Origin of the sequence: Microbacterium keratanolyticum, from assembly GCF_016907255.1 — a bacterium.
Taxonomy (GTDB): Bacteria; Actinomycetota; Actinomycetes; order Actinomycetales; family Microbacteriaceae; genus Microbacterium; species Microbacterium keratanolyticum.
Genome location: NZ_JAFBBQ010000001.1, coordinates 614,184 through 640,261, shown reverse-complemented (window position 1 = coordinate 640,261; position 26,078 = coordinate 614,184). Strand labels below are relative to the sequence as shown.

The 26,078-nt window shown below is 67.3% G+C and carries 26 protein-coding genes; 9 read left to right on the top strand and 17 right to left on the bottom strand.

Annotated elements, in window-relative coordinates:
- Window positions 1–2 precede the first annotated feature (2 nt).
- The gene (locus JOD62_RS03110) at window positions 3–512 is read left to right on the top strand and encodes a phosphoribosyltransferase (protein ID WP_204937859.1); all 510 of its coding nucleotides are present in this window, start codon (window positions 3–5) and stop codon (window positions 510–512) included.
- Window positions 513–554: 42 nt separating this feature from the next.
- Window positions 555–1,067: a hypothetical protein gene (locus tag JOD62_RS03105; protein WP_204937858.1), complete on the top strand. Its 513-nt coding sequence runs from the start codon at window positions 555–557 to the stop codon at window positions 1,065–1,067.
- A gap of 13 nt (window positions 1,068–1,080) precedes the next feature.
- Here JOD62_RS03105 and JOD62_RS03100 read toward each other — a convergent pair whose 3' ends face one another.
- From JOD62_RS03100 to paaA, 6 genes are read right to left on the bottom strand one after another with little or no spacing between them, the layout of a single operon-like run.
- Window positions 1,081–1,851, bottom strand: coding sequence for an enoyl-CoA hydratase/isomerase family protein (locus JOD62_RS03100; protein WP_204937857.1), 771 nt, complete (start codon window positions 1,849–1,851; stop codon window positions 1,081–1,083).
- 20 nt (window positions 1,852–1,871) lie between these two features.
- Window positions 1,872–3,023, bottom strand: coding sequence for a 1,2-phenylacetyl-CoA epoxidase subunit PaaE (gene paaE, locus JOD62_RS03095; protein WP_204940039.1), 1,152 nt, complete (start codon window positions 3,021–3,023; stop codon window positions 1,872–1,874).
- 49 nt (window positions 3,024–3,072) lie between these two features.
- On the bottom strand, window positions 3,073–3,582 hold the full coding sequence (gene paaD / locus JOD62_RS03090; protein ID WP_204940038.1) for a 1,2-phenylacetyl-CoA epoxidase subunit PaaD: 510 nt from the start codon (window positions 3,580–3,582) through the stop codon (window positions 3,073–3,075).
- 5 nt (window positions 3,583–3,587) lie between these two features.
- Window positions 3,588–4,430, bottom strand: a complete 843-nt coding sequence (gene paaC, locus JOD62_RS03085; protein WP_204937856.1) for a 1,2-phenylacetyl-CoA epoxidase subunit PaaC — start codon at window positions 4,428–4,430, stop codon at window positions 3,588–3,590.
- Window positions 4,427–4,732, bottom strand: coding sequence for a 1,2-phenylacetyl-CoA epoxidase subunit PaaB (gene paaB, locus JOD62_RS03080; RefSeq protein ID WP_204937855.1), 306 nt, complete (start codon window positions 4,730–4,732; stop codon window positions 4,427–4,429). The genes paaC and paaB overlap by 4 nt, the downstream gene beginning before the upstream one ends.
- Window positions 4,732–5,712, bottom strand: a complete 981-nt coding sequence (gene paaA / locus JOD62_RS03075; RefSeq protein WP_204937854.1) for a 1,2-phenylacetyl-CoA epoxidase subunit PaaA — start codon at window positions 5,710–5,712, stop codon at window positions 4,732–4,734. The genes paaB and paaA overlap by 1 nt, the downstream gene beginning before the upstream one ends.
- Window positions 5,713–5,823: 111 nt before the next feature.
- Between paaA and paaI the strand changes: the two genes are divergently transcribed.
- The gene (gene paaI / locus JOD62_RS03070; protein ID WP_204937853.1) at window positions 5,824–6,240 is read left to right on the top strand and encodes a hydroxyphenylacetyl-CoA thioesterase PaaI; all 417 of its coding nucleotides are present in this window, start codon (window positions 5,824–5,826) and stop codon (window positions 6,238–6,240) included.
- A gap of 24 nt (window positions 6,241–6,264) precedes the next feature.
- Here paaI and JOD62_RS03065 read toward each other — a convergent pair whose 3' ends face one another.
- The 3 genes from JOD62_RS03065 to glsA are packed head-to-tail and all read right to left on the bottom strand — an operon-like array spanning window position 6,265 to window position 9,643.
- Window positions 6,265–7,002 (bottom strand): pentapeptide repeat-containing protein, encoded by a 738-nt coding sequence (locus tag JOD62_RS03065; protein WP_204937852.1) that lies wholly within the window; start codon window positions 7,000–7,002, stop codon window positions 6,265–6,267.
- A gap of 8 nt (window positions 7,003–7,010) precedes the next feature.
- Window positions 7,011–8,624 (bottom strand): MFS transporter, encoded by a 1,614-nt coding sequence (locus JOD62_RS03060; RefSeq protein ID WP_239526527.1) that lies wholly within the window; start codon window positions 8,622–8,624, stop codon window positions 7,011–7,013.
- 11 nt (window positions 8,625–8,635) lie between these two features.
- Window positions 8,636–9,643, bottom strand: a complete 1,008-nt coding sequence (gene glsA / locus JOD62_RS03055) for a glutaminase A (protein ID WP_204937851.1) — start codon at window positions 9,641–9,643, stop codon at window positions 8,636–8,638.
- Between the two features lie 110 nt (window positions 9,644–9,753).
- Between glsA and JOD62_RS03050 the strand changes: the two genes are divergently transcribed.
- Together JOD62_RS03050 and JOD62_RS03045 are read left to right on the top strand one after the other, a co-directional pair.
- The gene (locus JOD62_RS03050; protein ID WP_204937850.1) at window positions 9,754–11,871 is read left to right on the top strand and encodes a RecQ family ATP-dependent DNA helicase; all 2,118 of its coding nucleotides are present in this window, start codon (window positions 9,754–9,756) and stop codon (window positions 11,869–11,871) included.
- A gap of 139 nt (window positions 11,872–12,010) precedes the next feature.
- Window positions 12,011–13,099, top strand: coding sequence for a PDDEXK-like family protein (locus JOD62_RS03045; RefSeq protein ID WP_204937849.1), 1,089 nt, complete (start codon window positions 12,011–12,013; stop codon window positions 13,097–13,099).
- On the opposite strand, the gene paaZ is transcribed toward JOD62_RS03045, so the two are convergent.
- Genes paaZ through pdhA form a run of 7 tightly spaced genes read right to left on the bottom strand, consistent with a single transcriptional unit; the run spans window position 13,100 to window position 21,577 of the window.
- Window positions 13,100–15,157 (bottom strand): phenylacetic acid degradation bifunctional protein PaaZ, encoded by a 2,058-nt coding sequence (gene paaZ / locus JOD62_RS03040; protein ID WP_204937848.1) that lies wholly within the window; start codon window positions 15,155–15,157, stop codon window positions 13,100–13,102.
- Between the two features lie 41 nt (window positions 15,158–15,198).
- Window positions 15,199–16,053, bottom strand: a complete 855-nt coding sequence (locus JOD62_RS03035; RefSeq protein ID WP_204937847.1) for a 3-hydroxyacyl-CoA dehydrogenase family protein — start codon at window positions 16,051–16,053, stop codon at window positions 15,199–15,201.
- Complete coding sequence (locus JOD62_RS03030) at window positions 16,050–16,790, bottom strand: enoyl-CoA hydratase/isomerase family protein (protein ID WP_204937846.1); 741 nt, start codon at window positions 16,788–16,790, stop codon at window positions 16,050–16,052. The genes JOD62_RS03035 and JOD62_RS03030 overlap by 4 nt, the downstream gene beginning before the upstream one ends.
- Complete coding sequence (locus tag JOD62_RS03025) at window positions 16,790–17,974, bottom strand: thiolase family protein (protein WP_204937845.1); 1,185 nt, start codon at window positions 17,972–17,974, stop codon at window positions 16,790–16,792. The genes JOD62_RS03030 and JOD62_RS03025 overlap by 1 nt, the downstream gene beginning before the upstream one ends.
- 2 nt (window positions 17,975–17,976) lie before the next feature.
- On the bottom strand, window positions 17,977–19,425 hold the full coding sequence (locus JOD62_RS03020) for a dihydrolipoamide acetyltransferase family protein (RefSeq protein WP_204937844.1): 1,449 nt from the start codon (window positions 19,423–19,425) through the stop codon (window positions 17,977–17,979).
- The gene (locus JOD62_RS03015; protein ID WP_204937843.1) at window positions 19,422–20,462 is read right to left on the bottom strand and encodes an alpha-ketoacid dehydrogenase subunit beta; all 1,041 of its coding nucleotides are present in this window, start codon (window positions 20,460–20,462) and stop codon (window positions 19,422–19,424) included. Before JOD62_RS03015 ends, JOD62_RS03020 begins: the two co-directional genes overlap by 4 nt.
- Window positions 20,462–21,577 carry a pyruvate dehydrogenase (acetyl-transferring) E1 component subunit alpha gene (gene pdhA, locus JOD62_RS03010; RefSeq protein WP_204937842.1) on the bottom strand — a complete coding sequence of 372 codons (1,116 nt, stop codon included), beginning with the start codon at window positions 21,575–21,577 and terminating at the stop codon, window positions 20,462–20,464. Before pdhA ends, JOD62_RS03015 begins: the two co-directional genes overlap by 1 nt.
- A 152-nt stretch (window positions 21,578–21,729) precedes the next feature.
- Between pdhA and JOD62_RS03005 the strand changes: the two genes are divergently transcribed.
- The gene (locus JOD62_RS03005; protein WP_204937841.1) at window positions 21,730–22,455 is read left to right on the top strand and encodes a Pr6Pr family membrane protein; all 726 of its coding nucleotides are present in this window, start codon (window positions 21,730–21,732) and stop codon (window positions 22,453–22,455) included.
- Window positions 22,452–22,889, top strand: a complete 438-nt coding sequence (locus JOD62_RS03000) for an Lrp/AsnC family transcriptional regulator (RefSeq protein ID WP_204937840.1) — start codon at window positions 22,452–22,454, stop codon at window positions 22,887–22,889. Before JOD62_RS03005 ends, JOD62_RS03000 begins: the two co-directional genes overlap by 4 nt.
- An 11-nt stretch (window positions 22,890–22,900) precedes the next feature.
- Here JOD62_RS03000 and JOD62_RS02995 read toward each other — a convergent pair whose 3' ends face one another.
- Complete coding sequence (locus JOD62_RS02995) at window positions 22,901–23,884, bottom strand: LacI family DNA-binding transcriptional regulator (RefSeq protein WP_204937839.1); 984 nt, start codon at window positions 23,882–23,884, stop codon at window positions 22,901–22,903.
- 132 nt (window positions 23,885–24,016) lie between these two features.
- Here JOD62_RS02995 and JOD62_RS02990 point away from each other — a divergent pair, with 132 nt between their 5' ends.
- Together JOD62_RS02990 and JOD62_RS15060 are read left to right on the top strand one after the other, a co-directional pair.
- On the top strand, window positions 24,017–25,126 hold the full coding sequence (locus tag JOD62_RS02990) for a carbohydrate ABC transporter permease (RefSeq protein WP_204937838.1): 1,110 nt from the start codon (window positions 24,017–24,019) through the stop codon (window positions 25,124–25,126).
- The gene (locus JOD62_RS15060) at window positions 25,123–26,007 is read left to right on the top strand and encodes a carbohydrate ABC transporter permease (protein ID WP_204937837.1); all 885 of its coding nucleotides are present in this window, start codon (window positions 25,123–25,125) and stop codon (window positions 26,005–26,007) included. The genes JOD62_RS02990 and JOD62_RS15060 overlap by 4 nt, the downstream gene beginning before the upstream one ends.
- Window positions 26,008–26,078 lie beyond the last annotated feature (71 nt).

Below are 26,078 nucleotides of genomic sequence, written 5' to 3'. Positions count from 1 at the left end.
ACATGGCAGCAGCACCGGCTGAGCGCGAGACGCTCACGTGGGATGGATTCGGAGAGGCGACGCGCGACCTTGCCCGCCGCATCCTCGATGATGGCTTCGAGACCGAGGTCGTCGTCGCGATCGCACGCGGCGGGCTGCTGCCGGCCGGCGCGATCGCTTACGGGCTCGGTGCGAAGAACTGCGGCGCGATCAATGTCGAGTTCTACACCGGCATCGGCACGGTGCTGGATGCTCCTGAGGTGCTGCCGCCCGAGCTCGACATGGCCTACCTCGACGGGCGCCGGGTGCTGCTCGTCGACGACGTCGCGGACTCCGGTCGCACCCTCGCGCTCGCTGTCCAGCTGCTTAAGGACAAGGGTGCCGACGTGCGCTCGGTCACGATCTACACGAAACCCTCGACGATCATCCAGCCCGACTACGCCTGGAAAGACACCGACCTGTGGATCGACTTCCCGTGGTCGGCCAAGGGCACGGTGCGTGAAGAAGACGCGGGCCTGGTCGGCAGCGCCTAGACCCCGATAGGCTCGGCCCCAGAACGAGGTCGAGGGGGACACATGTCGACAGCGGAGGCGGCGCCGAGCGCAGCGCCCGCAGCGGGAAAGCTGCCGGGTGCGGAGATCATCGGGCGGATCCGGAGACTGATCATCGTGACGTTGCTGGCGACGGCGGCGTACATGATGCTGACGGGAGCGAGCCGCGGGTTCTGCCCTGGCGGAATCACCGGCGACGGTCGGTTTCTCGATGCCTTCGGCCAGATCACCGATGTCGCCCCCGACTGCATCACGCTGAGCCTGAAGCCCAGCCCCCTGGTGCTCGTCGCTCTCATCGGGCTCGTGTTCGGGACGCTGTCGGCCGTGCAGCGCCGTGCGGTCGACACGGCCAGCGCGCTCCGCTACCTGAACCGCGCGATGGTCATCATCGTGGTTCTGGCGCTCGTCGCCGGTCTGATCGCGCACGTGTGGTTCCGGCTTCTGCCGCTGGAGACCTGGGCAGAGACCCGAACGCTGTTCTACCCCTTCCCGTTCGGGGCCGTCGACATGACGGTGTCGCCGATGACGGGCCCCTGAACGTTCGTGGCGCTCAGCGCCCGGTGAACTCCGGCGTCCGCTTCTGCTGGAACGCGGCGAAGCCCTCGCGGTAGTCGTCGGTGTCGCAGAGCGCGGCTTGCGCGGCGTTCTCGATCGCGACCGAATCCCACAGGGCGAGACGCTCGTCACGGATGCGGGCGATCAGCTGCTTGCTCGCCAAGAACGCCGCCGTGGCGCCGCGGGCGGCCTTCGCCGCGGCATCCTGCGTAGCCTGCTGCACATCGTCGTCGGGGAAGACACGGGAGAACAACCCGGATGCCACGGCCTCGTCGCCGCTCATGAGGCGACCCGAGTAGATCAGGTCGAGTGTCTTGTGGGCGCCGAGTCGCTCGTAGAAGAGCGCGTGCCCGCCCGAGTCGAGCGTCGCGCCGAGGGCTGCGAAGGGCGATCCGATCTTCGCCTTCTCTGCCACATAGACGACGTCGGTCGCGATGAGCAGTCCGAGTCCGACGCCGAGGCAGGCGCCCTGCGCGGCGGCGAACGTGGGCGCGGGGAATGCCGCCATGCGCTGCAGCAGCGGGGTGACGAGTCCGTCGAGGTACCCCATCACGTCGTCATCGCGCGGATCGACGGCGGAGATGTCGCGCCCTGCGCAGAAGGCGCGCCCTTCGCCGCGCAGCACGAGAGCCCGCACGCCCGCGTTCTCTGCGGCGTCGTAGGCAGTGCCGAGCTCGGCGAGTGCCGCAGCATCCAGGGAATTCAGCTTGGAGGGCGCGTTGAGGGTGACGTGGGCGACGTCGTCGGCGATGGTGAGGTCGATCATGGCTGCTCCTATCGGGGCGGCTAGACGTCGTAGTCGACGACGAGGCGGTCGCTTGTGGGGTGGGACTGGCAGGTGAGCACGTAGCCGCGTTCGAGTTCGTCGGGTTCGAGCGCGTAGTTCTCGGTCATCGTGACGCTGCCGACGAGCACGCGCGCGCGGCAGGTGCCGCAGACGCCACCCGCGCAGGCGAAGGGGGCATCGGGGCGGATGCGCAGCGCCGCATTCAGCACCGACTCGTGCGCGTCGATCGGGCTCTCGACCGTGGAGGAGACCCCGTCGAGGGTGACCTCGATGCGATACGAGGGGGCATCCTTCGCGACGACTACGGGGCGCGCCGCGCGGGCCTCAGCCGGTGCGTCTCCTGTCGTGAACAGCTCGAAGCGGATGTGCTCCCGCGGCACACCGAGGTCGCCGAGGATCTCCCGCGCGAGGTCGACGAGGGCGAAGGGTCCGCAGAGGAACCACTCGTCGACGGATGCCACGGGCACGAGCTTGTCGAAGATGAGGCGCAGCTTCTCCTCGTCGAGTCGGCCCGAGAGCACCGGCGCCGTGCGCTGCTCGCGCGAGAGCACATGGTGAAGGGCGAGGCGCGTGGGATAGCGGTCCTTGAGTTCGGCGAGGTCCTCCAGGAACATCACGTCACTCGTCGCGCGGTTCGTGTAGAGCAGCGTGAAGCGAGCCGTCGGCGACTCGGCGAGCACGGTGTGCGCGAGCGCCATGAGCGGAGTGATTCCGGACCCTGCGGCGATGCCCACGACGTGCTTGTCGTCGAACGCGGGAAGCGCGGAGGTGAAGGTGCCCTGCGGGCTCATGACATCGATCGAGAAGCCGGGCTTCAACTCGGTCTGTGCCCAGGTCGAGAAGGCGCCGCCCTCGTCGCGCTTGATGCCGACGCTGAGAGTCGTGTCACCGCCGTCAGCGGGGCGCTGCGGTGCGCGACAGAGCGAGTAGGAACGGCGGATCTCTGCACCGTCGAGATGCGTGCGCAGGGCGACGTACTGCCCTGACGTGTAGTCGTACTCGTCAACGAGGTCGGCCGGCACGGCGAACGTGACCTCGACGGCGTCGTCCGTGAGCGGGCGGACGTCCTGCACCTCAAGCGTATGAAATCGGGCGCGGCGTCGCGCCGGAGCATCCGCCGTCTGCTTCTGAGCCGGGGGAGCGGTGGGCATCGCGAACAGGGGCATCAGCGCACCCTTTCTGCCAGTGGACGTGGCTCCATCAGTGGACCTTGAAGTGGTCGAAGGGTTCGAGGCAGGCGCGGCACTCGTAGAGCGCCTTGCAGGAGGTCGAGCCGAAACGCGAGACCTCCCGGGTGTCGAGCGAGCCGCATTGCGGGCACCGAACGCTCAGCGCGAGGCGGATGGGTCCGGATGCCACGGCGGCGCGACCGGTCGGTGGGGCGATGCCGTAGGACGTGAGCTTCTGCTTGCCGGCGTCGCTCATCCAGTCGGTCGTCCAGGCGGGGGAGAGCACGAGACGTACCTCCACGTCATCGAAGCCGGCCGCGGTGAGCGCGAGCACGACGTCGTCGCGGATCGTGTCCATCGCGGGGCATCCGCTGTACGTCGGCGTGATGTCGACCTGCACGCGGTCGCCGTCGAGGGTGACGGCACGCAGCACACCGAGGTCTTCGATCGTGAGAACCGGAACCTCTGGGTCGGGGACGGCCGCGGCGATGCGCCAGGCGTCGTCTCGGGTGCGCTGGGCGGAGGGTGTCTGTGCGGTCATGGTGCTCACCAGGTCGCTCCGGGGTGGCGGCGGGCGAGCACCTGCATCTCGGCGAGCAGGTGTCCGAGCTCGGTGAAGTGCGAGCCGTGCCGGCCGCCGGCCGAGGAGGAGAACCCCGCGGGCACAGTCAGTTCGGCCTCAGCGAAGACGGTGTCGACGACGGCGTCGAAGCCTGCGCGCAGTGTCGAGGGGCGCACGGCGGCGGTGCCGAGGCGGTCGATCAGCTCCTCATCGCGGAACAGCTCGTCGACGAAGGGCCAGACGTCTCCTACGGCGCGGATGATGCGGGTGCGGGATTCCTCTGTGCCGCCGGCGAGGCGCAGCAGCCACTGCACGGAGTGATCGCGGTGGTAGTCGACCTCTTTGAGTGACTTCTCGGCGATCGCGGCGAGCGTCGGATCGGTGCTGTGGCGGAGGGCCGAGTACAGTTCGAAGAGGTAGGCGGATGCCACGAACTGGCGTGCGATCGTCTGTGCGAAGTCGCCGTTGGGCTGCTCGAAGAGCCAGGCACTGCGGAACTCGGGCTCATCGCGGAAGTAGGCGAGGTCGTCTTCGGAGCGGCCGTCCCACGAACCCGCGTAACGGAGCAGCGAGCGGGCGTGGCCGAGCAGGTCGAGGCCGATGTTGCCGAGGGCGACGTCTTCTTCGAGTTCGGGGGCGCGGGAGATCCAAGCACCGAGCTGCTGCGCCAGGATCAGAGCGTCGTCGCCGAGCCACAGCGCGTACTCGGCGATGTCGGCGCTCGGCGCTTTCGCGGTGCCGCCCGCGAGCTCATCGCTGAGACGCAGGGCTTCGACGGTGACGTCGCCGTGGACGTCCCCGTGCACATCGATGTCGTGCGCGCTCACAGGTGCGGCACCCCTTCGGAGGCGGTGTAGTACACCGCGTGACGGTAGTTCTTGCCGGCCGGGCTCTCGAAGAACGCACCCTTGGCGTCGGCGTCGCTCGTGGTCACGGCATCTGCGGGGACGACCCAGATCGAGACGCCCTCGTTGCGGCGGGTGTAGAGATCGCGCGCGTTGCGCACGGCCATGTCCGAGTCGGGGGCGTGCAGCGAGCCGACGTGCACGTGGCTGAGGCCGCGATTCGCGCGCACGAAGACCTCCCAGAGGGGCCAGGGCTCGGTGGGGGATGCGCCGGGAGTGGTCATCAGGCGACCGCCTTCGTCTTGAGTGCCTGCTTGCGGGCGTATTCGGCTGCGGCTTCGCGCACCCACGCGCCCTCTTCGTGTGCGGTGCGGCGGCGTTCGAGGCGCTCGGCGTTGCAGGGTCCATTGCCACGCAGCACCTGGAAGAACTCGTCCCAGTCGATCTCGCCCATGTCGTACTCGCCGGTCTCGTCGTTCCATTTGAGGTCGGGATCGGGGAGCGTCACGCCCAGGATCTCGGCCTGCGGCACGAGCATCCCGACGAAGCGCTGGCGCAGTTCGTCGTTCGTGAAGCGCTTGATCTTCCAGGCCATGGACTGCGCCGAGTTGGGCGACTGGTCGTCCGGCGGGCCGAACATGGCGAGCGACGGCCAGTACCAACGATTGACGGCGTCCTGCGCCATCCGCTTCTGCTCTTCCGAACCCTGCATGAGGGTGAGCAGAATCTCGAAACCCTGGCGCTGGTGGAAGGACTCCTCCTTGCAGACGCGCACCATGGCGCGGCCGTAGGGGCCGTAGGAGGCGCGGCAGAGTGGCACCTGGTTGGCGATGGCGGCGCCGTCGACGAGCCACCCGATCGCACCCATGTCTGCCCAGGTGGGCGTGGGGTAGTTGAAGATCGACGAGTACTTGGCTTTGCCGCTGATGAGCTGGTCCATCATCTCGTCGCGGGTGATGCCGAGCGTCTGTGCCGCCGAGTAGAGGTAGAGGCCGTGACCGGCTTCGTCCTGCACCTTCGCCATGAGGATCGCCTTGCGCTTGAGGCTGGGTGCGCGGGTGATCCAGTTGCCCTCGGGCTGCATGCCGATGATCTCGGAGTGCGCGTGCTGCGAGATCTGCCGGATGAGCGTCTTGCGGTAGGCATCCGGCATCCAGTCGCGGGGCTCGATGCGCTGTTCATTCGCGATGAGCTCGTTGAAGATGCGCTCTTCGTCGCTGAGCTCGTCGTTGCTGACGAGCGTGAGGTCTGCGGGGGAGGTCATCGGTGACTCCTCATGTCGGGGCTTCTTTACTGACCGATCGTTAGGTTATTCTTGCACGGGTGGGGCCGTGGTGCAATACGGCCCATAGCCGGTTCGTCGAAGGGGGATGACATGGGTGGAGTGAAGATCGGTCCGGATGCTACGGAGCTGCGCGCGATGCTGCAGGCGGATCAGGCCTCAGCAGCGCTCGGGATGGTGCTCGAGCGTGATGAGCCGGGGCTCGCCGTGGTGTCGATGACCGTGCGCGAAGACATGACGAACGGCTTCGCGATCACGCACGGGGGACTGGTCTTCACGCTTGCTGATACGGCATTCGCCGTGGCGTGCAACGAAGATGACCGCGTGACGGTGGCGCAGGGTGCGGATGTGTCGTTTCTGAAGTCGACCGGGGTGGGAGACGTGCTGACGGCGACCGCGCAGCGGAGAGTCTTGCGGGGGCGGAACGGGGTCTACGACATCACCGTGACGGATCAGGTGGGGGATGTTGTCGCGGAGGTGCGCGGGAGGGCTTTCGTCACGGGGCGGTGAGGGCGCTTCTCGAAGCAGTCGCCCTCAGCTCTCATCATGCAGCGCCATCTCCGCCGCGTCCCCACTCTTCACCGCGCGCGCGTACTTCTTCGCGTACCGTTCCAGCGCAGCATCCGCTTCGGCTTCGCCGTCCCACTGATCGGCCACCATCACACCATCGACCGTGCAGCGCCTCACCTGCGCAGGCGAGAGCATCACGGACGTGCGCACGAACTCACACCGCGTGAACGTCGTCGACGCCGAGAACACGGCACCCTCGAACGTGCAGTCGATGAACTTCGCACCGTCGAACTGGGCTCCTGAGAGGTCAGCGCCGTCGAAGGCGCAGCGCTCGAAGACCGAGTTCGGAACCGAGCGCACGCGCGTGGCCTTCGCTCCTGTGAAGTCCACGTCGATGACCTTCGGGCCGATCGACGCTCGCGAGAGCTTCGCGTTCCGAAAACTGCAGCGCTCGAAAAGACGACCGAGATGTGGCTGACCGGTCAACGTCACCCCGTCGAGGTGGCAGTCGGTGAGCTCGGCCTCGAACGTGCGCAGCGCACCCCGTGCGTGGCTCAGATCCAGTCCCTGCAGGGTGACGTAGCGGATGTCGAGGCCCATGGATCCGGCATCGATGCCGCGCAGATCGACGAGCCCGTCATCCGTCCGCGGCCACCGCGAGGTGAGCGTGTGCGGCGGCCTTGAGATCCGCTGCTGCGTGACCAGCTGGGCACGGATGTCATCGATATCCGCCGCATCCCAACGGCGGCGCAGTGCGGTCACGCCGCCCGCTAGGCAGGAATCTCGTCAGGCCGGTACTTCGGCAGACGCGATGCCGGAAGCGCCGCGGCAGCGCTGACGCCCGCAAGAATCAGGAAGCCGAGCTTGAGCGTGCGCAGGCGCTGCTCCTCGTTGAGGGTGATCGCCGCCTCGATCTGCTCGTCCGTCGCCGTCGTTCCCTCCAGGACGCTCCGCAGATTGTCGTTGCTGACGAAGTTGACCTGGTCAAGGTCGACCTGCGCGACGAGCTCGGCGGGCAGCTCGGGGTGCTCCTCCACGGCCTGTGTGACACCGAAGCTCAGCGTCGTCACGAGCACGGCGCCCATGACGGCCGTGCCGACGGCAGAGGCCAGGTTCTGTGTCGTGCCGCGCAGGGATCCGACATCGCCCGCCAGCTCCTTCGGAGCCGCGGTCACGAGCACGTTGAAGACGAGCGTGACCAGCGCGCCCTGGCCGATGCCGAACACGATGAGGCCGAGAATCGTCGGCAGCGTCTCCCAGTTGTTGTTGACGACGAACGCCAGCCACAGCAGCGCCGCAGTCGTCAGCACGAACGAGAACAGCGCGATGCTGCGCGGCGAGTACTTCTTGTAGAAGCGGATGACGAGCATGGCCGTCACGAAGACCGTGAGGTTGAACGGCATCATCGCCAGTGACGTATCGAACGGCGTGCGTCCCTGCACGACCTGGATGTAGGTCGGCACCGTGAAGTTCACGGACGCCTCCATCGCGACGATCACGAACATCGCATAGATCGCCGCACGCTCGCTGGGGCGACGCAGCACGCTGAGATCGACCAACGGCACCTTTCCGTCGCGCATCCGCCGCCTCGTCCAGACGAAGAACAGCTGCCCGAGGATCACGCCGACGATGACGAAGACGGGAGCGGGGGAGAAGCCGGCGATCGTGAACGGGGCGGTCTCGGTGGCGAAGAAGATGCCCCAGCCGTTGAGGTTGTTGAAGCCGAGGGTCAGCAGCACGATCGCCGATCCGATGAGCGCGGATGCGACGAGGTCGATCTTGATCTCACGGTTACCCTTGTCGCTGCGCAGACTGAAGCTCAGCAGGAACACGGCGACCGCGAGTCCGAGCGTGACGAAGAACACGGGACGCCAGCCGACCAGCGTGCCGATCGTGCCGCCGATGAGGAAGGCGCTCATGCCCGAGAACGCGCGGGCCGATCCCAGCGATCCCACCGCCGTCGCCTGCTGGCTGCCTCGATAGTTCTCGGCGATGAGAGCCACGAGAGCAGGCACGATGATGGCGGCCGCCGCGCCCGCGAGCACCTGCCCGCCGATCGCCCAGCCGACGTTCGGTGAGACGATCATCATGACCGACGACCCCGCGAAGACCACGATCACGACGCGGAAGATCAGCACCCATCCGACGCGCTGCCCCAGCTTCGCGCCGGTCATCACGAGCGCTGCCACCGCAAGGCCGTACACGACGATGGTGGAGGATGCGACGGTGGGCGGGACGCCGAAGTCCTCGACCATCCCGCCGAGCGAGATCGGGAGCGCCGCGACGTTGAACGACATCAGCACTTGGGCGAGGAACAGGCCGATCATCGGCCCCCAGGAACGCTTCTCCTGAGTGGCATCGTCAGCGAGCGAGGTGTGAGACATCGTCGGATCTCCTAGGAGGCAAAGCTGTCAAGAGTGCTGGAGGCGAAGAGATTGAGGCCGAGAGACCGGGACAGATAGGCGCACGCACGCTGCCCGCGGATGCTGTTGCCCGCCGAATCCAGAGGCGGAGAGAAGGCGCCGAGCGCGCCCTTTCCTGGCGCGACCGCAACGATGCCGCCCGAGACGCCGGACTTCGCGGGAAGCCCGACCTCGAACAGCCACTCGCCGGAGCGTTCGTACAGGCCGCACGAGGCCAAGAGCGCGAGAGTGTCGCGGCTCGCCCAGGCAGAGACGACCTGTTCGCCCGTGATCGGGTTCACGCCGCCATTGGCCAGAGTCGATCCCATGATCGCGAGATCGGTGGCGGTCACCGAGAGTGCGCACTGCCGGGTGTAGATGTCGACGATGTCGAGCGGATCGGGGTCGAGCCGCTTGTAGCTCTGCAGCAGCCGAGCGATCGCCTTGTTCCGTTGATTGGTGAGCATCTCTGACTCATAGACGGTGTCGTCCATCTCGAGCGCGCGACCGGCGAACCGGGAGAGCCCGTTGCGGATGTTCTCCCACTTCGCAGCAATCGTCCGCCCCGGCATCAGCGCTGTCGTCGCGATCGCCCCGGCGTTCACCATCGAGTTCATGGGGTTGCCGCCGTTGAGCTCCACGGCCATGACGGAGTTGAAGGGCAGCCCGGTGTTGTTCACGCCGATCCGGTCATGGATGGCGGCATGGCCGACCTCCTCGCAGACCAGTGCGAACACGAACGCTTTCGAGATCGACTGGATCGAGAAGGTGATGTCTGCATCGCCCGCGCTGTGGGTGCTGCCGTTGATGCCGACGAGCGTCAGCCCGAACCAGCTCGGCTCGGCCTCGGCGAGAATCGGGATGTAGTCGGCGACCACTCCATCGGACAGACCCGCGTACCGCGCATGTGCATCCGCGATGAGGTCATCGACGTGCGACTTCGCGGGCAGGTCTCCTGTGGAGGCCTGTTGGGTGACATCGAGTACGTCCGATTCGAACATGATTCCTCCTCCGTCACGTCAAGAATGGCAAAGGCATGCCTTTCCCGGATAGCCCTACTTTTGCGATCCGGAGGAGCGGCGATGTCCGCGCCCTGCGGCAGAGTAGAAGCATGACCTCCTCCGCAGCATCCGTCGATACCCGTGCTGCGGCGCTCGCCGCGCTGCGAGACCTGGTCGGCCGCCCCGACATCGAGTTCCACGACGGACAGTACGAGGCGATCGAGGCTCTGGTCGAAGGTCGGCGGCGCGCGCTCGTCGTACAGCGCACCGGATGGGGCAAGTCCGCGGTGTACTTCGTGTCGACGCTCCTGCTGCGGCGGCAGGGCGCGGGGCCCACGGTGCTTGTCTCGCCTCTGCTCGCTCTCATGCGCGACCAGATCGCCGCTGCGGAGCGCGCCGGAGTGCGCGCGGTGGCGATCAACTCGACCAATGCGCACGAGTGGGGCGATGTCCTGGCGCAGCTGGATCGCGACGAGGTCGACGTGCTGCTCGTCTCACCGGAGCGTCTGAACAACCCGGCCTTCCGCGAGCAGCAGCTGCCCGCGCTCATCCAGCGCCTCGGTCTGCTCGTCGTCGACGAGGCGCACTGCATCAGCGACTGGGGTCACGACTTCCGACCCGACTACCGGCGCCTGCGCGACCTCATCACCCAGATGCCGCCCACCGTGCCGGTGCTCGCCACCACCGCGACGGCGAACAGTCGGGTGGTCGCGGATGTCGCCGAACAGTTGGGCGCAGGAGCATCGGATGCCGGCGATGGCGTGCTCACGATTCGCGGACCGCTCGCGCGAGCATCCCTCCGCCTCGGAGTCCTGCGCCTGCCGAACTCTACCCAGCGGCTCGCGTGGCTGCTCAGTCACCTGAACGACCTGCAGGGGTCGGGCATCATCTACACGCTGACGGTCGCAGCCGCCGTCGACACTGCACGGTTGCTGCGGGAGCACGGCCACAATGTGCGCGCCTACACGGGGCAGACCGACGCCGATGAGCGCGCCGAATCCGAGCGGATGCTGAAGAACAACGAGATCAAGGCGCTCATCGCGACGAGCGCACTGGGGATGGGATTCGACAAGCCCGATCTCGGATTCGTGCTGCATCTCGGTGCGCCATCCTCGCCCGTCGCCTACTACCAGCAGGTCGGTCGCGCCGGCCGTGCAAGCGAGAGTGCCGACGTGCTGCTCCTTCCCGGCACCGAAGATCGCGACATCTGGCACTACTTCGCCACGGCATCCATGCCCGATCGTGATCGCGCCGAGCGGGTGCTGAACGCGCTCGGCGACCAGCCGATCTCCACGCCCGCGCTGGAGGCGATGGTCGACATCCGCCGCACGCCGCTCGAGCTGCTGCTGAAGGTGCTCGATGTCGACGGCGCCGTGCGCCGGGTGCAGGGGGGATGGGTCTCGACCCGTGAGTCCTGGGTCTACGACGCCGAACGCTACGAGCGGATCGCGGCCGAGCGCGTCGCAGAGCAGCAGCACATGATCGAGTACGAGCAGACCGACGGCTGCCGCATGGAATTCCTGCAGCGTACGCTCGATGACGACACCGCCACGCCCTGCGGTCGGTGCGACAACTGCGCGGGTGTCTGGTTTCCCGCCTCGATCGGTGAGTCGGATGCTGCCGCGGCGAGCTCCTCGCTCGACCGCGTCGGAGTGCCCATTGAACCGCGCAAAGCCTGGCCGACAGGTGCGGATCGGCTTGACGTCCCGCTGAAGGGCCGGATTCCTCCGGGAGAGCAGGCCTCCGAGGGCAGGGCGCTCGCGCGCCTCACCGACCTCGGCTGGGGAGGGGCCCTGCGCGACCTGTTCGCCGCGGGAGCAGCGGACGCCCCGATCACGCCGCAGATGCTCCACGCCTGCGTGCGGGTTCTCGCCGAGTGGAAATGGGCGGAGCGCCCGGTGGCCGTTGTCGCGATGCCCTCGCAGTCGCGCCCGCTTCTCGTCGACTCCCTCGCGCGCGGCCTCAGCGAGATCGGTCGACTCCCATACCTCGGCGCCCTTGAAGACCGGGCGCCGCACAGCGCGGGCGGTCCCGGAGGAAACAGTGTGTTCCGTCTGGCATCCGTCTGGGATCGGTTCTCCGCCGACCACCTCGAGATTCCCGCCGGCCCCGTGCTGCTCGTCGACGACCAGGCCGACAGCCGTTGGACCCTCACCGCCGCCGCGCGCGTGCTACGCCAGGCCGGAGCATCCGACGTCCTGCCGTTCGTGCTCGCACTGCGCGGGTAGGAGGGCCGCGCCATGCTGTGTCTACGCGGTTGAGGGCTCGCGCGGCTGCGCCAGCCCTCACGCCCCTGCTCGAGTAGCCCCGTACAGTTCACCAGTCATCTGCCCTCGCAGCCCCCGGCATTCCCGCTACGGTTCAGAGGTGACAGAAGAGTTGGGCGAGATCGCCGCGAGAATCAACACAAACCCACTGGGGCGGCTCATGCACGGGCAGCGGGAGCTTTTTCACTCCAACCTCGTCGGTTGGTTCTTCGAGGTTCTTCCGGATGCTGCCGACGCCGTCTTTCGCAGTTATGCCCCCGAGGGGGTCGATCGCGGGCGCTTTCCAGAACGCGAACCGAAGAACATGGACCTCGTCTTCCACTGGCCAGATCGCGCCCCCGTGGTGATCGAGAACAAGGTGTTCTCGCTCCCGGGGAAGAAGCAGCTTGACGCCTACGAAGCCACGACTCGCACTTGGCCACATGCGCCGGGTCTTGTTCTCCTGTCCGTCAGCGCACCGGGCTTCGACGCGGGAAACTGGCAGCACCTGCGCTACGGCGATCTAGCTACGCGGATCCGTGCCGCTCTTCCGGAGACAGAGACGCAGACGTACGAAGTCGAGACGATGCGCCATTACGCCGATCTCATCGAGGACCTGCAACGTCTCATCGATACGGTCGATGTGCGCTCCGACTCTGAGACGGTTTGGCAGAACAGCACGGTCAACGAGGTGATTGGTAGTTCACAGATGCGGGCGGCGCTGCACAAAGCGCGTGCGCAACGCGTGGCACGCGCAATCAATGACGCAATCCCGACTCTGGAGCAACCGTCAGGTAGCGGCATGACCCGCGCGAAACCGCTGGTCGAAGCCTTCGAGTATGTGCGGATCGACGGCGTCGATTTGCACATCGGATGGCAGCTACAAGGTGATGACTTCCGCCGCACCGCGATTTACTACGACGCTCCCTACAAGGGAGATTCGGACGCTTCGCGCCACCAGCGCGAAGAATTCAGTCGCCAGCATCCGCAGTTCTTTACTTTTCCTTCACCTCTGGCGCAGAAGCACCACGGGCGTGGAGAGTTCAATCACTTCGCCCCGGAATCCGTCCTCAAGTACGTCAGAGTGCCGGGGATGACGATCGCAGAGCTGAAGGCAGCCGCAGCCGCGGTTCACGCGGAAATCGTGGCGATGCGCCCGAGTGGCGGGGCGGGCGCGAAACCTGCCACCGCCACCCGCGCGGCACCCTAGTTACTCCTTCGCAACCAGCGTCAGCACGTCGTAGTTCGCGACGATCTCGTCGTTCTGGTTGTGGATGACGGCATCCCAGCGCACCTCGCCGTACTCGTCGGTCTCGCGCGGCGTGATCTGTTTCGCCGTGAGGGTGACGCGGATCGTGTCACCGGGGGAGACGGGCGTGATGAAGCGCAAGTTCTCCAGACCGTAGTTGGCGAGCACCGGGCCCGGCTCGGGATCGACGAAGAGTCCGGCGGCCCAGGAGACGAGCAGGTAGCCGTGCGCCACGCGTCCGGGGAAGAACGGGTTCGCCGCCGCAGCATCCTCATCCATGTGCGCGTAGAAGGTGTCACCGGTGAAGTGCGCGAAGGTCTCGATGTCGTCGAGTGTCACCTCGCGCGTGGCCGAGGCGATCTGGTCGCCGATGCGCAGCTCGGCCAGCGACTTGCGGAACGGGTGGCGTCCCTCGCTCTGCGCCGCAGCCCCCGCGTGCCAGACGCCCGTGAGCGCCGTCAGCATCTCGGGTGAACCCTGCACAGCGGTGCGCTGCATGTGGTGCAGCACGGCGCGGATGCCGCCCAACTCCTCGCCGCCGCCGGCGCGACCGGGGCCACCGTGCACGAGGTTCGGCAACGGCGATCCGTGACCGGTCGACGAGCGCGCGTCGTCGCGGTCGAGCAGCAGCATCCGGCCGTTGTACGCGGCGATGCGTCCGGCCAGTTCCACCGCCTGCGCGGGGTCATGCGTCGCGACGCTCGTCACGAGAGAACCGCCGCCGCGGGCGACGAGGTCGGCAGCCTCTGCGGTGGTCGCGTAGGTGAGCAGCGACGACACCGGTCCGAAGGCCTCCAACTCGTGCACCGCTTCGACGGATGCGTCGTCGAAGCGCAGCAGGACGGGCGAGACGAAGGCGCCATCGGACGCGGCGCCGCGCGAACCATCCGCGAGAAGCACCTCCGGGGCATCCGTCGACCCCACGACGATCTCGCCGCCTGCGGCGACGAGCGCACCGACCTGCCGCAGCACCTCATCGCGTTGCGCCGTCGAGGCGAGTGGTCCCATCGACGTGCCTTCGGCGCGCGGGTCGCCCAGCACGACCTTCTCGGCGATGCGGGCCCGCACAGCCTCGATCACGGCATCCGCCGTCGTTGCCGGAACGATCGCCCGACGAATCGCCGTGCACTTCTGACCGGCTTTGGTCGTCATCTCGGTCACGAGCTGGCGCACATACGCATCGAACTCGGGCGTCCCCTGCACGGCGTCCGTGCCGAGCACCGAGGCGTTGATCGAGTCGGTCTCGGCAGTGAAGCGCACCCCACCGGTCTGCACGGCCGTGTGGGCGCGCAGCGAGGTCGCGGTCGATGCGCTTCCGGTGAAGCCGACGATGTCGCCGAGCTGCAGGTTGTCGAACAGGTCGGGAACGCTTCCGCTCACCAACTGCAGCGAGCCTTCGGGCAGCAGCCCCGACTCCACGAGGATGCGCACGAACGCCTCCGCGAGGTATCCCGTGGGCGTTGCCGGCTTCACGAGCGTGGGCATACCAGCCAGGAACGCGGGGGCGAACTTCTCCAGCGATCCCCACACCGGGAAGTTGAACGCGTTGATCTGCACCGCCACACCGGGCAGGCGCGTGTAGATATGCCGGCCGAGGAATGAACCATCCTTCGACAGGGGTTCGACGGGCCCGTCGACGTACACCTGGCTGTTCGGCAGCTCGCGGCGCCCCTTGCCCGAATAGGAGAAGAGCACGCCGATGCCACCGTCGATGTCGACCCAGGAGTCGGTCTTCGTGGCTCCGGTGCGCGCGGAGAGCTCGTACAGCTCGGCCTTGCGTTCGGTGAGCGCGAGCGCGAACTGCTTGAGCAGCACGGCGCGCTGATGGAACGTGAGCGCGCCGAGGCTCTGCTGCCCGACGCTGCGTGCATACTCAAGCGCTCCCGCAAGGTCGAGTCCCTCGGTGCTGACGCGCGTGACGACCTCACCGGTCGAAGCGTCGCGCACCTCCGAGGTGGACGCCGCGGCATCCGCCGTCCACCACGAACCGGACACATAACTGGGCAGGAGGGAGGTCATCGGCGTTCCTTGCGGGTCGAGCGAGTGGGGAGCGGTGAGCGTCATTGTTCTGCCGTCCAGTCGTAGAAGCCTCGTCCGCTCTTGCGGCCGAGGTGCCCCTCTGCGACGAGTTCGCGCAGCAGAGCGGGCGGGGTGAAACGGTCGCCCAGTTGGGCGGCGAGCTCTTCGGCGATGCCGAGACGCACGTCGAGGCCGACGATGTCGGTCGTGCGCAGGGGCCCCATCGGATGCCGGTACCCGAGCGTCATCGCCGCATCGATGTCCGCCGCGCTGGCGACGCCCTCTTCGAGCATTCGGATCGCCTCAAGCCCGAGCATCACGCCGAGACGCGACGAGGCGAAGCCGGGGGAGTCACGCACGACGATCGGCGTCTTGCCGAGGGCCTCGACCCAGCGCTGTGCGTTCTCGATGGCGGCGGCGTTGGTCTCTTCGCCCTGCACGATCTCGACGAGCGCAGAGGCCGGCACCGGATTGAAGAAGTGCAGTCCGAGGAACTGGGAAGGACGCAGTCGGTCGGCGGCGAGATCGTCGATCGAGATCGACGAGGTGTTGCTCGCGAGCACAGATGCCACATGCATGACCTCCTCCGCGCGAGCAAGGGCGTCGGCCTTCAGCCCGCGGTCCTCCGGTACCGCTTCGACGACGAGGTCGCTGTCCGCGAAGGCGCCGATGTCGGTGCCGGTGTCGAGGCGCGCACGAAGGTCGGCTTCGTCGAGTGCGGGGTCGCGTTCCACCGAGCGGCGGATGCTCTCCAGGATGCGCTGTGCGGCGGCGTTCGCGCTCTGCACGTCACGCTCCACCACGCGGACGCGAGACCCCGCGAGCAGGAAGGCATGCGCGATCCCGGCGCCCATGCGGCCTCCGCCGAGCACTCCGACAACACTGGGCGCGGTCATCGCTTCGCCTTTCTCTCCAGGAACTCCGACATGCGGCGCATCTTCTCGGGGCTCTCGAAAAGTTCGGCCTGCAGTTCGAATTCGATCTGCGGATGCTGCGCGCGGGGCGTGTGCAGCGCGCGCTTCGTGTACTGCACCGCGAGCGGGTCGTTCGCGGCGATCCGATCGGCGATCGCGTGCGCGGCACCGAGCAGGCCGTCAGCCGGATGGATCGCCGAGATCAGGCCCCAGGCAAGCGCCTCATCTGCCGTGAGCGCGCGTCCGGTGAGAAGGAGTTCGCTCGCACGGGCGTCCCCGACGATCTCCGGCAGCCGCCAGGTCGCCCCGGCCGCCGCGATGATGCCGAGTCCGGGTTCGGGGTTGCCGATGCGCAGAGCAGGGGTGCCGATGCGGATGTCGGCGGCGTAGGCGAGTTCGGCCCCGCCCCCGAGCGCGTAGCCGTCAAGCGCTGCGATCACGGGCATCGGAAGATCGTGCACCCGGATGAAGGCCAGGGCGTTGATCCCGCGGCGGGCATCCTCGGCGCGACGCTCGCGCAGCTGGGCGATGTCTGCCCCCGAGGCGAAGACACCGTCGGCTCCCGTGAGGATGAGCGTGCGCGGTGTCGTCTCCAGATCGGCGCACAGAGCGTGCAGTGCGTCGATCGTCTCCTGATCGATCGCGTTGCGGCGCTCCGGACGATTGAGCGTCGCGACGACGCGATCGTCGGATTCTTCGATGAGCAGAGGGGATGCCATCACACACGCTCCACGATCATCGCCGAGCCCTGGCCGACGCCGATGCACATCGTCGCGAGTCCGCGTGCGGCGTCTTCGCGCTCCATGCGTCCGAGCAGGGTGACGACGATGCGGCATCCGCTCGACCCAAGGGGATGACCCAGCGCGATCGCGCCGCCGTCGCGGTTGACGAGCTCGGGATCGAGCCCGAGAACGCGCATCGATCCGAGCGACTGCGTCGCAAATGCTTCGTTGAGTTCGACGGCGCCGAGATCGGCGACCGAGAGTCCCGCACGCTGCAGCGCCTTCTCGGTCGCGGGAACCGGCCCGAGGCCCATGATCTCGGGAGCGAGCCCCGCGGACGCGGCCGACACGATACGGGCACGAGGGGTCAGTCCGTACTTTCGTACGGCGTCGCCGCTCGCGACGATGATGGCGGATGCGCCGTCGTTGAGCGAACTCGAATTGCCCGCCGTGACGACGCTGCCGCCGGCGACGACGGGGCGAAGCCCTGCGAGCGCGTCGAGGGTCGTGTCTCGGCGCGGCCCTTCGTCGACAGTCACGCGTCCTGCGCGAGTCTCGACGCCGACGATCTCGGCATCGAAGCGCCCGGCGTCGATTGCGGCGGCAGCGCGCTGCTGGGAGCGCAGGGCGAAGGCATCCGCGTCCTCTCGGGTGATGCCCTCTCGGCGCGCGACCTCTTCTGCGGTCTCGGGCATCGAGAACGTCGCCTTCTCACGAGCGGCGAGCTTCGGGTTCACGAAGCGCCACCCGATCGAGGTATCGAACGCGTCGCCGGGCTTCGCCCACGCGCGCTCGGGCTTCGCCTGCACCCAGGGGGCGCGGCTCATCGACTCGACACCGCCCGCAACCATGAGCTCGGCGTCGCCGGCGCGAATCGCCTGCGCGGCCATCGCGATCGCCGACATCCCGGAGGCGCACAGACGATTCACCGTGATGCCGGGGATGCTGTCGGGCAGTCCCGCGAGCAGCACCGCCATACGGGCGACGTTGCGGTTGTCTTCGCCGGCCTGGTTCGCAGCTCCCAGGATGACCTCGTCGACCGCGTCGTCGGGCAGGCTGGCCCGATCGATGACCGAGCGCACGACGAGGGCGGCCAGGTCATCCGGGCGCACGCTCGACAGCGCACCACCGTAGCGCCCGACCGGAGTGCGGACGCCATCGACCAGAAAGACCTCTGTCATCGTCACACCTGCCCGAATGCGCGAAGGGGCTGCTCGATCAGGTCGACGACACGGCGTAGGAAGCCCGCAGCGTAGCCGCCGTCGCAGACCCGGTGGTCGAAGACCAGCGACAGCTGGGCGATCCGACGGGGCACGATCTGTCCGTCGACGACCCACGGCCGCTCCAGGATGCGCCCGATGCCGAGGATCGCCACGTTCGGGTGGTTGATGATCGCCGCGGAGCCATCGACGCCGAAGCCGCCGTAGTTGTTGAGCGTGAAGGTCGAACCGCGCAGCCGCTCCGGGGGCATCTGGCCCGCGCGCGCGGTCTCGGCGAGCTCGCGCAGCTGCGCGTCGAGCTGCGCGACGGGGAGCGTGTGTGCCTGCGGGATCACCGGAACCATGAGTCCGCGGGGCGTGTCTGCGGCGATCCCGAGGTTCACGCCGTCGAAGGTCGTGATCTCGTCTCCCGCCTCGTTCAGTCGGGAGGCGAGCAGGGGATACTCTACGAGCGCGAGCAGCGTGAAGCGCGCGATCAGCGCCGTGATCGACGGCGCCTTCTCGCCGGGCGCGGCCATCTCCGAGCGCAGCTCCCACAGGCGCGTGGCATCCACATCGACCCAGACGGTCGCTTCGGGGATCTCGGAGCGGCTGCGAGTCAGCGTCGCGCTCACGGCCTTGCGCAGCGGAGAGAACTTCTCGCGGGCCTGGACGGCGAGCCCATCGACCTGATCGCCCGTGCGGGAGGGAGCCGACGCGGCGCCGACGGTGTGCGCGGTGACACCGTCGACTGCGTGATCCACCGCGGCGCGGAGCACATCGGCGCGGGTGATCGCCCCGTCGGCACCGGTCGCGGTGATCGCGTGCACGTCGAGTCCGAGATCCCGAGCGAGACGTCGCACGAGCGGCGAACGCACGGCGACGGTGCGGCGGGCGGGAGCGGATACCGGCGCGGGTGCGTCCGGCTGTGCGGGGGCAGGCACTGCAGTAGAGGCCGCCACCTCGGCTGCTGCCGCAGAGGCCACCGCGGCCCGCCGCGGGGACGCAGACACGCGGGCGCGACGACGCCCGCGACCTGCGCGCTCGGTCGTCCCGTAACCGATCAGCACGTTTCCGGACCCGGCTCGTTCCTCGGCGCGGTACGCCTCCTGCTCGGTCTTGTCGACAGGGGCCGCGCCGGCGGCAGCAGGAGCACCCGCGGGATCGGTCGCGCGCGGGGCATCCGGATCGCCGACCTCCAGCACAGGAGCGCCGACATCGATCGTCTCTCCCGGCTCTCCGTGCAGGGCGATCACGACTCCGGCGAATGGCGAGGGCAGCTCGACGACGCTCTTGGCGGTCTCGACCTCGGCAATTGCCTGGTCGGTCGTGATCGTGTCGCCGACAGCGACGAGCCACTGCACGAGGCCGGCTTCGGTCAGGCCTTCACCGAGGTCGGGAAGGCGGAAGACACGTGTGGCGATCGTGGTCATGAGGCATCCGCTTCTTCATCGTCCCAGTGCAGAGAATCGATCGCATCGAGGATGCGGTCGGCGTCGGGGAGGTACCAGTGCTCGAGCTTCGGGGGTGCGTAGGGCGTGTCGAAGCCGGTGACGCGACGCACGGGCGCCTCCAGGAACTCGAAGCAGCGCTCGAACACGCGTGCCTGGATCTCGCTCGCCACGCTGACGTAGCCGGGGGCCTCGGCGACGACGATCGCACGCCCTGTGCCGCGAACCGCTTCGGTCACGGTGGCGTCGTCGAACGGCGAGAGCGAACGCACGTCGATGACCTGCACGCTGCGCCCCTCCTCTGCAGCGATCTCGGCAGCCTCAAGGGCTGTGCCGACGGATGCTCCGTAGGTGAGCACCGTCACATCCGTGCCCTCCCGGGCGATCCTGGCCGTGCCGAGCTCGGCGGTCAGCGAGGTGTCGACCTCGCCCTTGGACCAGTAGAGCTTCTTCGGCTCCAGGAAGACGACGGGGTCGGGGGACGCGATCGCCGCGCGCAGGAGCGAGTAGGCGTCCTGCGGGGTCGATGGGGAGACGACGGTGAGGCCCGGGGTGTGGGCGTAGTATGCCTCCGACGAGTCGCAGTGGTGCTCGACACCGCCGATGCCGCCGCCGAACGGAATGCGGATGACCAGGGGCATCCGCAGCGCGCCCTTCGTACGGTTGCCGAGCTTCGCGACGTGGCTGACGACCTGCTCGAAGGCGGGGAGCGCGAAGGCGTCGAACTGCATCTCGACGACCGGGCGCATGCCGTTCATAGCCATGCCGACCGCCGTGCCCATGATGCCGGACTCAGCCAGCGGGGTGTCGAAGCAGCGCTCCTCGCCGAAGCGCTCGGTGAGGCCGTCTGTGATGCGGAACACGCCGCCGAGCGCGCCGACATCCTCACCGAAGATCACGACGTTCGGGTCTTCGGTGATCGCATCGGCGAGTGCGCGGTTGAGTGCTGCGGCCATGGTCATGGTCTGGACGACGGGGGCGTCGACCTCGACGCGTGGTTCGTCATGCATGAGAGTCATCAGTGACCTCCGGTGGGCTGGATGCTGCGGTCGATCTCGCCGCGCAGCTGCTCCCACTGCTCGGTGAGCTGCGGGGAGCGGGTGGTGCTGACGTAGCGGAACAGGTCTTCGGGGTCGAGCTCGCTGTCGGCGTTGAGCGCGTCGCGCAGAGCTGCGGCGATCTCTTCGGCGCCGGCCGCCAATGCTGCCTCGGTCTCTTCGTCGAGGGCGCCCTCTGCCGTGAGGTAGGTGCGCAGTCGGGTGAGCGGATCGCGGGCGATCCACGCCTGCACCTCCTCGCGCTCGCGGTAGCGGGTGTCGTCGTCGGCGTTCGTGTGCGCCTGCATCCGGTAGGTGTGCGCCTCGACGAGCGAGGGGCCGCCGCCTGCGCGGGCACGGTCGACGGCTTCTCCAAGGACGGCGAGGACCGCGGCGACATCGTTGCCGTCGACGCGCTGTCCGGGCATGCCGTAGCCGATGGCCTTGTGCGCGAGTGAGGGAGCCGCGGTCTGCCGTGAGAGCGGCACCGAGATGGCGAACTCGTTGTTCTGCACGAAGAAGACGACCGGCACATGGAAGACGGCGGCGAAGTTCATCGCCTCATGGAAGTCGCCCTCGCTGGTCGCGCCGTCGCCGCAGAGTGCGAGCACGACGGTGTCTTCACCGCGGTGCTTGGCCGCCTGCGCGAATCCGACGGCGTGCAGCAGCTGGGTCGCGAGGGGTGTGGCCTGCGGAGCGACGCGGTGCTCGTGGGAGTCGTACCCCGAGTGCCAGTCGCCTTTGAGGAGCGTCATGGTGTCGGCCGGACTCACACCGCGCGCGATGACGGCGACCGAGTCGCGGTACGTCGGGAACAGCCAATCGCGGTCTCCGAGCACCTGCGATGCGGCGACCTGACAGGCCTCCTGCCCGTGGGAGGAGGGATAGACGGCCAGCCGCCCCTGGCGCACGAGCGCGTTCGCTTGATCGTTGATCCGTCGGCCCTCGACCAGGCCGCGGTAGGCGCGCAGGAGAGCGTCGTTGTCGGGACGCGTGAAGTGCTCGTCCGTGACGGGTGCACCCGTCGGGTCGATGAGCTGCACCGGGATGTCACGGGGGAGCAGGTCATCTGCGGGGTGCAGGGCGTGCTGCGTCATCGGGTCCGCCTTCCTTGCCGAACGTCTTGAGGAAAGCATGGAGGCGAATGCGCATTCGTCCAATCAGATTCGTCACTTTGTGGATGAATGATCAGAAATGGCCTATGAATGTATCGAAGCGTCAGATTTCGCTGACACTCAGAGAGGCAATGATGACTCCGCCCCCCACCTCGTCGAACATCGGCTCCAGGCGTCTCGCCTGGGCGATCGTGCGCCTCGCGACCGCTGCGGCCCTGCTGCTCGCGATCGTCGCCCAGATCATCGCGACGGTGGAGTACTCGCGAGGGCAGGGCCACCATCTCGTCACTGCGCTCGCGAACCATCTCAGCTACTTCACGGTGCTCTCGACGGTCGCCGGCGCGGTGGTGCTCGCCATCGGCGGAATCTGGCTCGCGACGCGTGGACGTTCGGGGGTCGACGAACCGCGCTGGCTGTCACTGCTGTTCCTCTGCATCGGATCGGCTGTCGTCATCACGGGGCTCGTCTACAACCTGCTCCTGCGCAATGACGGCGTGCCCGACCCGGACACGCTGGTGTGGGCGAGCGAGATCAAGCACGTCGTCGCGCCGATCGTGTTCGCGGCGGATCTCGTGCTGCATGTCGCGCGCCGTCCGCTGCGGTGGGCGGATGCCACGCTGGCGCTGATCTTCCCTGTCGGCTGGGCCATCTACACCCTGGCTCGCGGCGAGTTCATCACAGACCCGGTCACCGGCAACCCGTGGTGGTATCCCTACGGCTTCCTCAATCCGCACGGTGCCGGGTACGGCAGCGTGGCGATGTACGTCGTCGGCATCGCCGCCCTGCTCGCGGTGATCGCGGCGTTGTCGATCTGGGCGTCGCGTCGTGCGCGTGGCGTTGCAACGGCGGTCGCATCATGAGCGAGATCGACGACATCGACCGGGCCATCCTGGCCGAACTGCGCCGCGACGCGCGCTCTTCCATGACCGCGATCGCCGACGCGGTGCACATCTCGCGCGCGGGGGCGCACGCTCGCATCAAGAAGCTCAGCGACGCCGGCGTCATCACCGGCTACACGGTGCGTACGGATCCGGTGCTGCTGGGGCACCATGCATCCGCCTACGTGATGCTGCAGCTGGAGCAGGCGAGCTGGCAGAGCGTGCGCGACCGGCTGCAGCAGATTCCCGAGGTCGAGCACATGGCGCTCGTGGGCGGCGATTTCGACGTCATTCTGCTGGTGCGTGCGGGCGATGCGCGTGACCTGCGGCGCATCGTGCTCGAAGACGTTCAGGCGATTCCCTCGGTGCGCTCGACCCGCACGACGATCATCTTCGAGGACTTCACCCGCCCGTAGGTGCGGCGGTCTCAGCCGCCAGAGCTCTCCCGCGTCACGAGCCGGTATCCGATCTCGATGTTGGCCGGCTCTAGCGTGTCGTCGTCGAGCAGGGCGAGCAGCGATTCGACCGCCTGTTCAGCGATCGCCTGCTTGTCGGGAGCGACCGTTGTCAGTGACGGCACGGAGAACTCCGCCTCGAGCACGTCGTCGATGGAGGTGATTGCGACGTCTTCGGGGACGCGCACGCCCAGGTCGGCGAAGGCCCGAATCGCGCCCAGAGCGAGCATGTCGGTGAAACAGACGAGGGCATCGAAACGCATGCCGGAGGTCCACGCCTGGGTGATGCCGTCGCGGCCAGCCTGGCGTCCGAAGCGATCGGTGTAGAGCACGAGCTCCGGATCGAACGCAACCCCGGCCTCGTCGAGCGCCTGGCGGTAGCCGCTCAGGCGTAGTCGCGAGCTGCGGTACAGGTCGGAGTGGTACGCGCCGAGGGTGGCGATACGCGTGTGTCCGCGGTCGAGCAGATGTCGGGTGATGTCGGCCGTCGCACGCTCGTTGTCGATCGCGATGCTCGTGTACTTCGAGCTGGAGATCTGCTCACCGATCAGTACCGTCGGCACGCTGGGGGGAGTGACGTAGAGCTCGTCCTTCTCCATGGACATCGGTGAGAACACGAGGGCATCGACGATGTGAGAGCTGAGGTCGCGCAGCACGCGCACCTCGTTCTCGCGGATGCCGCCGGTCTGGGTTGCGATGACGGTGTAGCCGCGCTTCTGGGCGGCGATCTCGATGAGCTCGCTCAGTTCTGCGAAGTACGGCTGCGAGAGCTCGGGCACTGCAAAGCCGAGAATGCGGGTGCGCCCCTGGCGGAGCCGTCGTGCCGAGATGTTGGGGCGGTAGCCGAGCTCTTCGATCGCGGCGAGAACCTTCTGTCGAGTGCTTTCTCGCACGTGCACGAAGTCGTTGACGACGTTGGAGACTGTGCGTGGAGAGACGCCTGCCAGCTTCGCCACGTCGACGATACTCGCTCCCAATTTCAGCCCCCTCTGGTCACGTTTCGATCCCATCCTGTCAGATGGTTTGACAGAAAGTATGCAACGTGGCAAAAATGGTCATGTTGTTTGCAACGTGGCAAAGGAGAATGCATGGCGAGCCCCTCAATCGAGCGCAGCAGCGTGCGTCGTACATCGCGACGCACGGGCAGCGGGCTCAAGTACGGCATCGCGTTCACCGCGCCGTTCATGGTTCTCTACGTGATCTTCGTCTTCTACCCGGTGCTGCAGGCGACATGGATGAGCCTGCACGACTGGGATCTGCTCGGGGCCACGCGCGACTTCATCGGCATCGACAACTTCGAGCGGATGCTCTGGGGTCACGACATCACGTGGTCGATGACGCACCTCGCTGTACCGCGACTGATTCTGCTCGCCGGCGCGATCGCTCTGCTCATCCGTCCGCTGCTGCGCCGACGCCTCACTCTCGGCGTCAGCCTGGGCGTCGCGGGCATCCTGGCGATTGTCGTGGCGCTGGGCTTCCACCCGGCCCAAGGCGGATTCTGGTTCGACCCCGAGTTCTGGATCGCGCTGCAGAACACTCTCCTGTTCACGGCGATCTCGACTCCGCTGATCGCTGCTCTCGGTCTCGTCATGGCGCTCGCCCTGCAGGGAAACCGTCGGGGAGCACGCATCTACCAGATGGTGTTCTTCGTGCCCTACATCCTTCCGGTGTCGGTCGTCACGCTCGTCTGGACCTACTTCCTGTCACCCAACCAGGGCCTGCTTGCTGCGCTCCTCGAGCCCCTGGGCATCGACCCGATCCCGTGGCTGGCAAACCCCAACACAGCCATGACGGCAGTCATCGTCACGACCGTCTGGTGGACCGTCGGCTTCAACCTGGTGCTCTTCTCAGCGGGCCTGCAGGATGTCGATCCCGCGCTCTACGAGGCGGCATCGCTGGATGGGGCAGGCCCCTGGCGCAAGTTCGTCAACATCACGCTCCCCGGCATCAAGCACGTTGTGCTGCTGGTCATGGTGATGCAGGTGATCGCCTCGTTCCAGGTCTTCGGTCAGGTCAACATCATGACCGGCGGCGGACCGGGCACGTCGACGCTCGTGCTGATCCAGCACGTCTACGAAGCAGGCTTCCGCGACTTCGAACTCGGGTACGGCTCGGCGGTCTCGCTGTTCCTCTTCGCGGTGATGCTCGTCGTCTCCGTGATCCAGATGCGCACCCTCGGTAAGGACGACAGCAAGTGAGCACGCAGACGATGGTCATGACCACGCCAGGAGCGAAGACGCGTCCGCGGGTTCGCCGCAGCACCGCCACGACCGCCTGGTATCACCTGGCGATGGTGATCGCCTCGCTCGTGTGGCTCATTCCGATGCTGTGGATGCTGTCGCTGTCGCTCAGCGACAACAAGGCGTTGACGAAAGAGACGCAGACGTTGATCCCGCAGGGGTTCACCCTCGAGAACCTTCTCGGCGTCTTCAGCGTCGGCCTTACGAGTCGCTGGTTCCTGAACAGCGCCATCGTCAGCATCCTGACCACCGTGCTCACTGTGCTGCTCTGCGCGATGGCGGGCTACGCGTTCGCGAAGTTCACCTTCCGCGGCAAGACGATCGTCTATGCGAGCGTCCTCGCGGGCCTCATGATCCCCAAAGAGGCGATGTTCATCCCGCTGTTCACGATGATCGGCGATGTCTCGATGCACAACACGTACGCGGCGCTGATCTTGCCACGCATCGCGGCGCCGCTCGGGGTGTTCCTGATGACGCAGTTCTTCTCGCAGGTTCCTGCCGAGGTCGAGGAAGCCGCGCGCATCGACGGCGCAGGGCCATGGCGCACGTTCTTCTCGGTCATGCTCCCGCTTGCGCGCCCGTCGATGATCGCCCTCGCGATCTTCACCTTCGTGCAGACCTGGAATGACTACCTCTGGCCGCTCGTCTCGGCGACGAAATCCGAGATGTTCACGATCACGACCGGACTCGCGTCGCTGCAGGGCAACTTCGCGCAGGCCACGGAACTCGGCAGCCTCATGGCCCGAGGCCTGATCGGCTCGCTGCCCCTGCTGCTCGTCTTCATCTTCTTCCAGAAACACCTCATCCGAGGCATCTCGATGGCTTCCGGGAGCAAGTAACCCACAGACCCTCGGCCGCTTCGGCCGATTTGGGCCGCCACCCAGCGGCCACGGACAGCTTCGTCCACATT

Bases quoted from the DNA above. Each gene is read 5' to 3' on its own strand.
- JOD62_RS03110 (WP_204937859.1), top strand. From the start codon at position 3: ATGGCAGCAGCACCGGCTGAGCGCGAGACGCTCACGTGGGATGGATTC.
- JOD62_RS03105 (WP_204937858.1), top strand. From the start codon at position 555: ATGTCGACAGCGGAGGCGGCGCCGAGCGCAGCGCCCGCAGCGGGAAAG.
- JOD62_RS03100 (WP_204937857.1), bottom strand. From the start codon at position 1,851: ATGATCGACCTCACCATCGCCGACGACGTCGCCCACGTCACCCTCAAC.
- paaE (WP_204940039.1), bottom strand. From the start codon at position 3,023: ATGCCCACCGCTCCCCCGGCTCAGAAGCAGACGGCGGATGCTCCGGCG.
- paaD (WP_204940038.1), bottom strand. From the start codon at position 3,582: ATGACCGCACAGACACCCTCCGCCCAGCGCACCCGAGACGACGCCTGG.
- paaB (WP_204937855.1), bottom strand. From the start codon at position 4,732: ATGACCACTCCCGGCGCATCCCCCACCGAGCCCTGGCCCCTCTGGGAG.
- paaA (WP_204937854.1), bottom strand. From the start codon at position 5,712: ATGACCTCCCCCGCAGACCTCACGCTCGTCAGCAACGACGAGCTCAGC.
- paaI (WP_204937853.1), top strand. From the start codon at position 5,824: ATGGGTGGAGTGAAGATCGGTCCGGATGCTACGGAGCTGCGCGCGATG.
- JOD62_RS03060 (WP_239526527.1), bottom strand. From the start codon at position 8,624: ATGTCTCACACCTCGCTCGCTGACGATGCCACTCAGGAGAAGCGTTCC.
- glsA (WP_204937851.1), bottom strand. From the start codon at position 9,643: ATGTTCGAATCGGACGTACTCGATGTCACCCAACAGGCCTCCACAGGA.
- JOD62_RS03050 (WP_204937850.1), top strand. From the start codon at position 9,754: ATGACCTCCTCCGCAGCATCCGTCGATACCCGTGCTGCGGCGCTCGCC.
- paaZ (WP_204937848.1), bottom strand. From the start codon at position 15,157: ATGACCTCCCTCCTGCCCAGTTATGTGTCCGGTTCGTGGTGGACGGCG.
- JOD62_RS03035 (WP_204937847.1), bottom strand. From the start codon at position 16,053: ATGACCGCGCCCAGTGTTGTCGGAGTGCTCGGCGGAGGCCGCATGGGC.
- JOD62_RS03030 (WP_204937846.1), bottom strand. From the start codon at position 16,790: ATGGCATCCCCTCTGCTCATCGAAGAATCCGACGATCGCGTCGTCGCG.
- JOD62_RS03025 (WP_204937845.1), bottom strand. From the start codon at position 17,974: ATGACAGAGGTCTTTCTGGTCGATGGCGTCCGCACTCCGGTCGGGCGC.
- JOD62_RS03020 (WP_204937844.1), bottom strand. From the start codon at position 19,425: ATGACCACGATCGCCACACGTGTCTTCCGCCTTCCCGACCTCGGTGAA.
- JOD62_RS03015 (WP_204937843.1), bottom strand. From the start codon at position 20,462: ATGACTCTCATGCATGACGAACCACGCGTCGAGGTCGACGCCCCCGTC.
- pdhA (WP_204937842.1), bottom strand. From the start codon at position 21,577: ATGACGCAGCACGCCCTGCACCCCGCAGATGACCTGCTCCCCCGTGAC.
- JOD62_RS03005 (WP_204937841.1), top strand. From the start codon at position 21,730: ATGACTCCGCCCCCCACCTCGTCGAACATCGGCTCCAGGCGTCTCGCC.
- JOD62_RS03000 (WP_204937840.1), top strand. From the start codon at position 22,452: ATGAGCGAGATCGACGACATCGACCGGGCCATCCTGGCCGAACTGCGC.
- JOD62_RS02990 (WP_204937838.1), top strand. From the start codon at position 24,017: ATGGCGAGCCCCTCAATCGAGCGCAGCAGCGTGCGTCGTACATCGCGA.